This is a genomic window from Enterococcus ratti (assembly GCF_001886195.1).
Lineage (GTDB): Bacteria > Bacillota > Bacilli > Lactobacillales > Enterococcaceae > Enterococcus_B > Enterococcus_B ratti.
The window spans coordinates 21,414-30,516 of sequence record NZ_JXLB01000023.1; the positions used below are offsets into that span (position 1 = coordinate 21,414).

Here is a 9,103-nt window from a genome sequence, read left to right on the forward strand (position 1 = left end):
ATATAATGAGCACATCGGCAAAAGAAACCGTTTACGAAAGAATAGGAGAGAAAAAATGGCAAAGAAAACAATTATGCTTGTATGTTCTGCTGGAATGAGCACCAGTTTACTTGTAACTAAAATGCAAAAAGCGGCAGATGAACAGGGGTTAGATACCGATATTTTTGCGGTTTCTGCTTCTGATGCGGATAATCATTTAGCTTCTAAAGATGTGGATGTCTTATTATTAGGTCCACAAGTACGCTTTATGAAAGCAGATTTTGAAAAACGTTTAGAGTCAAAAGGAATCCCTTTGGATGTCATTAACATGGCAGACTATGGTTTAATGAATGGTGAGAAAGTATTACAACAAGCAATCAGTCTGATAGATAATAAATAAATTAGAAGAACTATGTTGATTTTGGATCAATGTAGTTCTTTTTTTGGGAAAATAAACTTGTTTAGCATATTTTCTTTTAGGGGAAGATATGGATAAAAATTTTTTATATGGAAGACAGTTGCTTACAAGAGATTTAAAAGAAGTACCAATGGATATTGTTGAACAGTACAGGTACCAAAAGATTGATGCTGTCAGTATTAATGGTAAATGGCTCAAATGTAACCGTTGTGGGATGCGTACGAAACAAAGTCAAGCAGAACTTACAAAAGGCTATTTTTATTGTCCTCACTGTATTTATTTAGGGCGTTGCGATAATAAACAGGAATTGTTTTTATTTGAGCAGCCTAACATGGCAGCAAGGAAACTTCTTTTTTCTTGGGATGGACAGTTAACGCCACTTCAAAAAGCCATCTCTGAAAAATTAATTTATGACTTTCCAAAAAAACACCATTTCATTTGGGCAGTTACGGGTTCAGGAAAATCTGAAATGCTTTATGAAATTGTAAGAAAAACATTGAAAAATGGTGGGAGAGTAGCATTAGTATCGCCGCGAATAGATGTTTGTAATGAACTTTATCTACGTTTTTCGACTGTTTTCCCTAATGAAGGGATTGTGCTGTTACATGGAAAAACCAAAGAGCCTTATTGCTTTAGTTTATTTGTTATTGCAACAACGCATCAACTGTATCGTTTCTATCAAGCATTTGATTTGCTTGTAATTGATGAAGTTGATGCTTTTCCTTATGCTAATGATCAAGGACTGTCTTATGCTGTTGAGGCAGCCATCAAGCCAACGGGGAAATTTATTTATCTAAGTGCAACTCCTGATGAGAAGTTATTAAAAAAAATTCATTTGTCATTTGAGATCCACCGTTTACCGCTTCGCTATCATCAACGTTTATTACCAGAACCACATCTTATTTTTTGGAATAATTGGGCAAGGAATTGTTTAAATAAAAAAAAGCTTCAGCCGTTTTTGAAGAAAGTGATTTGGCTACTTCAACAAAATAATGTGTTGCTTTTTTGTCCTAATATTGCTCTTATGAATCAGTTAACTGCATTGTTAAAAAAATGTTTACCAAACGAACGAATAACGGCTGCTTCTGCAAAAGATCCTAAACGATCAAAAAAAGTTCAAAAAATGAGAGAACAGCAATATACGATTTTCCTTACAACGATGATTCTTGAACGAGGAGTGACGTTTGAGAATGTATCAGTAATTATACTAGGAGCGGATCATCGCGTTTTTACTAAATCTTCGCTCGTTCAAATTGCAGGCAGAGCCGATCGAAAGGGAAATTTTACCAATAGTCAAGTTTATTTTTTCTATGAGGAAAAAACAAAAGCAATGAAATCGGCTTGTCGAGAAATCAAGGAAATGAATCATCAAGGGAAACGACAGTTATGCCAATGAATCATTGCAGTTATTGCCAAAAAAAATTGTTGCGAAACTTAACATTTTGTGAAATTTTAGGATTATCAAAAAAACTTCCTCAAATCTGTACGGATTGTTTTTCTTTGTTTCATTTTTTAGAAAAACAAGGAAGCTGTCACACGTGTCAAAAGAAAGTGAAACCTATGATTGTTTATTGTGAAGATTGCCTCAAATGGAAAAAACAGTATCCAGAATATGATTTTTGCCATCAGGCGTATTTTGCTTATGATTCATCTTTTAAAGAATGGCTAAAACGCTACAAATTTTTGGGGGATATCCGTCTTGCCGGCACTTTTGCAAACCAATGGCAGCAGTTGCATCAAACGTTTACCGGTTATCTATTTTGCCCAATTCCGTTATCTAAGGAGCGATTAAATGAACGTGGATTTAATCAAGTAAGTGAGATGCTACGTGTAGCTAAAGTGCCTTATCAATGTTTACTTACACGTACGAAACACCTCATGCCACAAGCTCGAAAAAGCAAACAAGAACGTTTAGACAGCAGTCAGCCTTTTGAATTAAACGTCGCTTCTTCTGTTCTTGAGAAAAAGCAGATTTTATTGATTGATGATGTTTATACAACTGGCCGAACACTTTTTCATGCTGCTGCCTGTTTGCTACCTTATCAACCTGAAAAAATTCGCACCTTTTCTTTAGCTCGTTCCATGGATGAGAAACAGATGTAATTGATAGCGATTTAGTTTGCAAATGAATTAGAGTTCGCTATAATGGTAATAAGAAGAGGGAAAGAGTGGTCCTTCTCCTTCTTGATTGTGGTAGACGAAAGGGGTAATTTTTATGTTTAGATACAATGTACGCGGTGAAAACATCGAAGTAACTGAAGCGATTCGTGACTACGTTGAGAAAAAAGTAGGAAAATTAGAACGCTATTTCAATGATGCACCCGATGCTACAGCACATGTAAATTTAAAAGTTTATACTGAAAAAACAGCAAAAGTGGAAGTTACTATTCCATTACCTTATCTTGTATTACGTGCCGAAGAAACTTCACCTGATCTTTATGCAAGTATTGATTTGGTTGTTGACAAATTAGAACGGCAAATCCGCAAATTCAAAACAAAAATTAATCGTAAATCTCGTGAAACCGGTATGAATACATCAGAATTATTTGGCAATGAATCTTCCGATAATGAAACGGATTCTGAACTAGATATTGTGCGTACCAAACGTTTATCATTAAAACCTATGGACAGTGAAGAAGCTGTTTTACAAATGAATATGCTTGGTCATAATTTCTTTATTTTTGAAGATGCAGAAACCAACGGTACAAGTATCGTTTATCGTCGTAAAGATGGAAAATATGGTTTAATTGAAACTGACTGATAAATAACAAATAAAAGAGTAAAAAAAGAACTTATAGTAACCTTAATTGGCTGCCATAAGTTCTTTTTCCATTTTTTATTCGGTAAAGAAATTATGAATTAATTATGAAGATATTACATTAATTGTCTTAACATATTTCAATTATCTATAACTAATGATAAAATAGAAATTAAAGTCTACATAGTCTGGATAATATATGTAAAAAGGAGATTATACAACGCATGGCCAATTTTATTCGTTCAATTATCGAAAATGATAAAAAAGAATTAAAACGTTTAGATCGCATTGCTAAAAAAGTAGAAGATCATGCTGATGAAATGGCAGCATTAACAGATGAACAATTACAAGCAAAAACACCTGAGTTTAAAACACGATATCAAAAAGGTGAAACCTTAGATCAACTATTACCGGAAGCTTTCGCAGTAGTTCGTGAAGCAGCAAAACGAGTTTTAGGACTTTATCCTTACCATGTTCAATTAATGGGAGGGATCGTACTTCACGATGGAAACATTCCAGAAATGCGTACAGGTGAAGGAAAAACCTTAACAGCGACGATGCCTGTTTATTTAAATGCCTTAACAGGCGAAGGGGTTCACGTTGTAACTGTCAATGAATATTTAGCAACTCGTGACTCTTCTGAAATGGGTGAATTATATAATTTTTTAGGATTAACAGTAGGATTAAACATCAATTCAAAATCATCTGATGAAAAACGAGAAGCATATAACTGTGATATCACTTATAGTACAAATAATGAATTAGGTTTTGACTACTTAAGAGACAACATGGTTGTTTATCGTCACCAAATGGTTCAACGTCCTTTAAATTATGCGATTGTTGATGAAGTGGACTCCATTTTGATTGATGAAGCGAGAACACCGTTGATTATTTCAGGGCAAGCCGAAAAGTCGACTGCTTTATATACAAGAGCAGACAATTTTGTTAAACGATTGAAAGAAGAAGAAGACTATAAAATTGATATTCAATCAAAAACGATTAGTTTGACAGAAGCAGGGATTGAAAAAGCCGAAGAAATATTTGGCTTGGAAAATTTATATGATATCGAAAATACTGCTTTAACGCACCATTTAGATCAAGCTTTACGTGCAAATTATATTATGATCTTGGATATTGACTATGTTGTTCAAGATGGAAAAGTATTGATCGTTGACCAGTTTACTGGTCGAATTATGGACGGACGTCGTTATTCTGATGGATTGCACCAAGCAATTGAAGCTAAAGAAGGCGTAGAGATCGAAGACGAAACAAAAACGATGGCTACGATCACCTTTCAAAATTATTTCCGTATGTATAAAAAATTAGCCGGTATGACAGGTACGGCAAAAACGGAAGAAGAAGAATTTAGAGAAATTTATAATATCCAAGTATGTCAAATTCCAACCAATCGTCCGGTGATTCGTGACGATCGCCCGGATTTATTATATCCGACATTAAAAAGCAAATTTCATGCGGTGGTACAAGACATCAAAGAACGTTATCGTAAAGGTCAACCCGTTCTTGTTGGGACAGTCGCAGTTGAAACATCAGAATTGCTTTCGGAAATGTTAAATAAAGAACACGTTCCTCATGAAGTATTGAATGCAAAAAACCATTTTAAAGAAGCAGAAATCATTATGAATGCTGGGCAAAAAGGAGCTGTAACAATTGCAACGAACATGGCTGGACGCGGAACGGATATTAAATTAGGTCTGGGAGTAAGAGAGCTTGGCGGGCTAGCTGTTATTGGAACAGAGCGCCACGAATCACGTCGTATTGACAACCAGTTACGTGGTCGTGCGGGGCGTCAAGGAGATCCGGGAATGTCACAATTTTATCTTTCATTAGAAGATGATTTGATGAAACGTTTTGGTTCTGAAAGGATCAAAGCATTCTTAGATCGCATGAAAATTGGCGAAGAAGATGCTGTCATTCAAAGCAAGATGCTTTCAAAACAAGTGGAATCTGCACAAAAACGTGTTGAAGGAAATAACTATGATACACGTAAAAACGTCTTGCAATATGATGATGTTATGCGTGAACAACGGGAAGTCATTTATAAACAACGTCAAGAAGTGATCATGGAAGAAACAAGTTTATCTAAACCAATGATGAATATGATTAAACGTACGATCGGTCGCGTAGTAGATGCTCACACTCAACTAGATAAAGAAAATTGGAATCTTGAAGGAATCGTGGATTTTGCTGTCAGTACATTGGTTCATGAAGATAGCATCACGATTGACGATATAAAAGGGAAAGATCCGCAGCAAATTAAAGACTATTTAAATGATTTGGCAGAAGAAGTGTTTAACACAAAAGCTACACAGTTAAATGGTCCTGAACAATTATTGGAGTTTGAAAAAGTAGTCATCTTGAGAGTTGTGGATTCTAAGTGGACGGATCATATTGACGCAATGGATCAATTGCGTCAATCAATCGGTCTACGAGCTTATGGACAAAATAATCCATTGGTTGAGTACCAAACAGAAGGCTATAAAATGTTTGAGGAAATGGTTGGAGCAATTGAATATGAAGTCACTCGTCTCTTTATGAAAGCAGAAATTCGTCAAAATGTTCAACGGGAACAAGTGTCAACAGGCGAAGCTGTTCAATCTTCAGGAAATGCAAGAGAAAATAGTCATACGAATGTCAAAAAACAACCCGTTCACGTAAGTAAAGTAGGGAGAAATGATCCTTGCCCTTGCGGCAGTGGCAAAAAATATAAAAATTGTCATGGAAAAGACCAATACTAATCGTTGGTAGTAAAATTGGTAATGAAAGTGGTGAGATCAATTCTTTTTGATTAAGAATTGATCTCACCACTTTCTGTGATCGAATAATTCTGGTAAACTAAAACTATTAATAATTGAACGAATCGTAGATAGAAAGAAGGAACGTTTATGGAGATTTCAGAAATCCGTAATTTATTATTTGAGATGAGCGAAAAAGTCACAAGTTTTAGGAGGTCTCTTTGACTTAGAACGTTTAGAAGAAGAAATTGCAGAAGCTGAATCTAAGATGTTAGAGCCTGACTTTTGGGATGATAGTGAAGCAGCCCAAAAAGTAATCAACGAAAACAATCAAAATAAAGAAACGTATGATCAATTTCAGAAATTAGCAGAAGAATTAGAAGAATTAGAATTAATGACAGAAATGCTACAAGAAGAACCAGATGAACAAATGCAGCAAGAAGCAAAAGAACGACTTCAAATATTAGATGAAAAAATGAAATCCTATGAATTAGCAATGCTTTTAGACGGTCCTTATGATCGAAACAATGCTATTGTGGAATTGCACCCAGGAGCTGGGGGAACGGAATCACAAGATTGGGGAAGTATGTTGTTGCGAATGTATACAAGGTGGGCCGAACAACACGGCTATCAGGTGGAAACTCTTGATTACCAAGCTGGTGATGAAGCAGGAATTAAAAGTGTGACTTTACTGATAAAGGGACATAATGCATATGGTTATTTAAAATCAGAAAAAGGTGTTCATCGTCTCGTTCGAATTTCTCCCTTTGATTCTGCTAAACGACGTCATACTTCTTTTTGTTCCGTAGATGTGATGCCAGAGCTAGATGAAATGATTGATATAGCAATTAACCCCGATGACTTAAAAATTGATACCTATCGAGCAAGTGGTGCAGGCGGTCAACATATCAATAAAACAGAATCCGCTGTGCGTATCACTTATCTTCCTACAGGAACTGTCGTGGCTAGTCAGGCACAACGTTCACAATTAAAAAATCGTGAACAGGCGATGAGTATGTTAAAAGCAAAGCTGTATCAACTTGAAGTAGAAAAGAAAGAGCAAGAAGCAGCTGCATTACGAGGAGAACAAAAAGAAATTGGTTGGGGGTCGCAAATTCGTTCCTATGTTTTTCATCCGTATTCAATGGTAAAAGATCATCGAACCAATGTAGAAACAGGAAATGTTCAAGCTGTAATTGATGGAGAATTAGACCTATTTATTGATGGGTATTTGAAAATGAACCTCTAAATAGTTGACTTTTATTGACGTAAAATTGTAAGATTTTGAAAGTAAGTTGAAATGTTACCACGTTGTAATAGTAAAAAAATGAGAAAAGAGATGGAGAGAACGCCATGATTGAAATGAAGGATGTAATGAAGAAGTACTCAAATGGTACGACTGCAATCCGAAATCTTTCGGTTGTGATTGATCAGGGAGAATTCGTCTATGTAGTCGGTCCATCTGGCGCTGGAAAATCTACATTTATCAAATTGATGTATCGAGAAGAAAAAGCTTCAAAAGGCACTTTAACTGTCGCTGGCCATGATTTAATGGAGATTAAAAACCGCGATGTTCCTTATTTACGCAGAGAAATTGGTGTCGTGTTCCAAGATTATAAATTATTACCTAGAAAAACAGTATATGAAAACGTCGCGTATGCCATGCAAGTGATTGGTCGGAAGCCGCGAGATATTAAAAAACGTGTAATGGAAGTATTGGATTTAGTTGGATTAAAACATAAAGTGCGTGTCTTTCCCAGTGAATTATCTGGTGGAGAACAACAGCGAGTATCGATTGCACGAGCAATCGTTAATACGCCCAAAGTATTGATTGCAGATGAACCAACTGGAAATCTTGACCCTGAAAATTCATGGGAAATTATGAAACTACTAGATCGGATTAATGCACAAGGAACAACGGTTGTTATGGCTACACATAACAGTACGATTGTTAATACTATTCGTCATCGTGTAATCGCCATTGAAAATGGTCGTATTATTCGTGACCAAGCGGAAGGAGAATATGGCTACGATGATTAGAACCTTTTTCCGACACTTATTAGAAAGTATCAAAAGCTTGAAGCGTAATGGCTGGATGACTGTCGCTTCAGTTAGTGCGGTGACGATCACGCTTACATTAGTAGGTGTTTTTATGGCCGTTATCATGAATGCAACAAAACTTGCTGAGGATATCGAGGGAAGTGTCGATGTTTCTGTTTTTGTTGATATTGGTACAAAAGAAAAAGAAATGAGAATACTTGAAAAGAAATTAAAAGAAATTGATCATGTGAAAAGTGTAAGATTTTCAAGCAAAGATCAAGAGTTGAAAAAAATACAAGAAGCGATGGGGGACTCGTGGAGCTTGTTTGAAGGAGACAGCAACCCATTGTATGATGTCTATGTTGTTAGTACAACAGAACCCTCTTATACAAAAGAAGTATCAAATAAAGCTGGTAAATTAGCAAATGTTTCTCGGGCGGATTATGGTGGAGTTTCTTCTGACAAAATTCTTAAAATTGCCGGAACTGTTCGAACTTGGGGACTAGCCGCTGCTGCACTTTTGTTATTTATTGCGATGTTCTTGATTTCTAATACCATTCGAATTACTATCTTGTCTCGTCAAAGAGAAATACAAATCATGCGATTGGTGGGTGCAAAAAATGGTTATATTCGTTGGCCGTTCTTTTTAGAAGGTGGTTGGATTGGCTTGATTGGCGCAATTATTCCTGTCTTGATTCTTACATTTGGTTATCAAGAAATGTTTCAAGTACTTAATCCATCTTTATTGCGCTCTCATTATTCAATGATCCAACCTCAAGACATTGTTTGGAAAATTAATGCTTTAATGGCAGGAATCGGTATAATTATTGGGTCATTAGGTGCTATTATTTCAATGAGACGATTTTTGAAATTTTAGAATTAAAATGCAAGAATTATAAAAAGATGGAATTAGCTGTTTTTTGCAATAGGCTGTTTAAGATTGATAGAAAAGTTGGGATGTTCCTCGTTTATCTCTTAGGTAAAGATGTTTAATAAAAAATATTTGGGTCAGTGATGAACAGAAAGTTTTTTCTTTCTGTTCATTTTTTATTATTGTCTTTAGACCTAGTTGAGCTCGCAAAGCGAGTGAAACATAAAACCACCTTCTATGCAGGTGGGGAATAAAGAGCTAAGAAATGGCTACTAAAGCAAATA

The 9,103-nt window shown here is 35.7% G+C and carries 8 protein-coding genes; all 8 read left to right on the forward strand.

Features of this window, described 5'->3' with window-relative positions; genetic code table 11:
- Positions 1-55: 55 nt before the first annotated feature.
- The 8 genes from RV14_RS09905 (at position 56) to ftsX (ending at position 8,825) form a co-directional block, all read left to right on the forward strand.
- Positions 56-379 (forward strand): PTS sugar transporter subunit IIB, encoded by a 324-nt coding sequence (locus RV14_RS09905; RefSeq protein ID WP_071856101.1) that lies wholly within the window; start codon positions 56-58, stop codon positions 377-379.
- Positions 380-467: 88 nt separating this feature from the next.
- On the forward strand, positions 468-1,793 hold the full coding sequence (locus RV14_RS09910) for an ATP-dependent helicase ComFA (protein WP_071856102.1): 1,326 nt from the start codon (positions 468-470) through the stop codon (positions 1,791-1,793).
- Positions 1,790-2,500: a ComF family protein gene (locus tag RV14_RS09915; RefSeq protein ID WP_071856108.1), complete on the forward strand. Its 711-nt coding sequence runs from the start codon at positions 1,790-1,792 to the stop codon at positions 2,498-2,500. The genes RV14_RS09910 and RV14_RS09915 overlap by 4 nt, the downstream gene beginning before the upstream one ends.
- Before the next feature lie 112 nt (positions 2,501-2,612).
- A complete protein-coding gene (gene hpf / locus RV14_RS09920; RefSeq protein WP_071856103.1) occupies positions 2,613-3,158 on the forward strand; it encodes a ribosome hibernation-promoting factor, HPF/YfiA family in 546 nt (181 codons plus the stop codon).
- A 221-nt stretch (positions 3,159-3,379) separates the two neighbouring features.
- Positions 3,380-5,911, forward strand: coding sequence for a preprotein translocase subunit SecA (gene secA / locus RV14_RS09925; protein WP_071856104.1), 2,532 nt, complete (start codon positions 3,380-3,382; stop codon positions 5,909-5,911).
- Between the two features lie 147 nt (positions 5,912-6,058).
- A protein-coding gene (gene prfB / locus RV14_RS09930) for a peptide chain release factor 2 (RefSeq protein ID WP_217265354.1) occupies positions 6,059-7,157 on the forward strand; the annotation gives its coding sequence in 2 pieces (ribosomal slippage) (positions 6,059-6,130 and positions 6,132-7,157; 1,098 coding nt in all).
- A 104-nt stretch (positions 7,158-7,261) separates the two neighbouring features.
- Positions 7,262-7,948: a cell division ATP-binding protein FtsE gene (gene ftsE, locus RV14_RS09935; protein WP_071856105.1), complete on the forward strand. Its 687-nt coding sequence runs from the start codon at positions 7,262-7,264 to the stop codon at positions 7,946-7,948.
- On the forward strand, positions 7,941-8,825 hold the full coding sequence (gene ftsX / locus RV14_RS09940; RefSeq protein WP_281245806.1) for a permease-like cell division protein FtsX: 885 nt from the start codon (positions 7,941-7,943) through the stop codon (positions 8,823-8,825). The genes ftsE and ftsX overlap by 8 nt, the downstream gene beginning before the upstream one ends.
- The last annotated feature ends 278 nt before the right edge of the window (positions 8,826-9,103 follow it).

Coding starts and splice junctions, on each gene's coding strand:
- RV14_RS09905 (WP_071856101.1), top strand. CDS start 56: ATGGCAAAGAAAACAATTATGCTTGTATGTTCTGCTGGAATGAGCACC.
- hpf (WP_071856103.1), top strand. CDS start 2,613: ATGTTTAGATACAATGTACGCGGTGAAAACATCGAAGTAACTGAAGCG.
- ftsE (WP_071856105.1), top strand. CDS start 7,262: ATGATTGAAATGAAGGATGTAATGAAGAAGTACTCAAATGGTACGACT.
- ftsX (WP_281245806.1), top strand. CDS start 7,941: ATGATTAGAACCTTTTTCCGACACTTATTAGAAAGTATCAAAAGCTTG.
- RV14_RS09915 (WP_071856108.1), top strand. CDS start 1,790: ATGAATCATTGCAGTTATTGCCAAAAAAAATTGTTGCGAAACTTAACA.
- RV14_RS09910 (WP_071856102.1), top strand. CDS start 468: ATGGATAAAAATTTTTTATATGGAAGACAGTTGCTTACAAGAGATTTA.
- secA (WP_071856104.1), top strand. CDS start 3,380: ATGGCCAATTTTATTCGTTCAATTATCGAAAATGATAAAAAAGAATTA.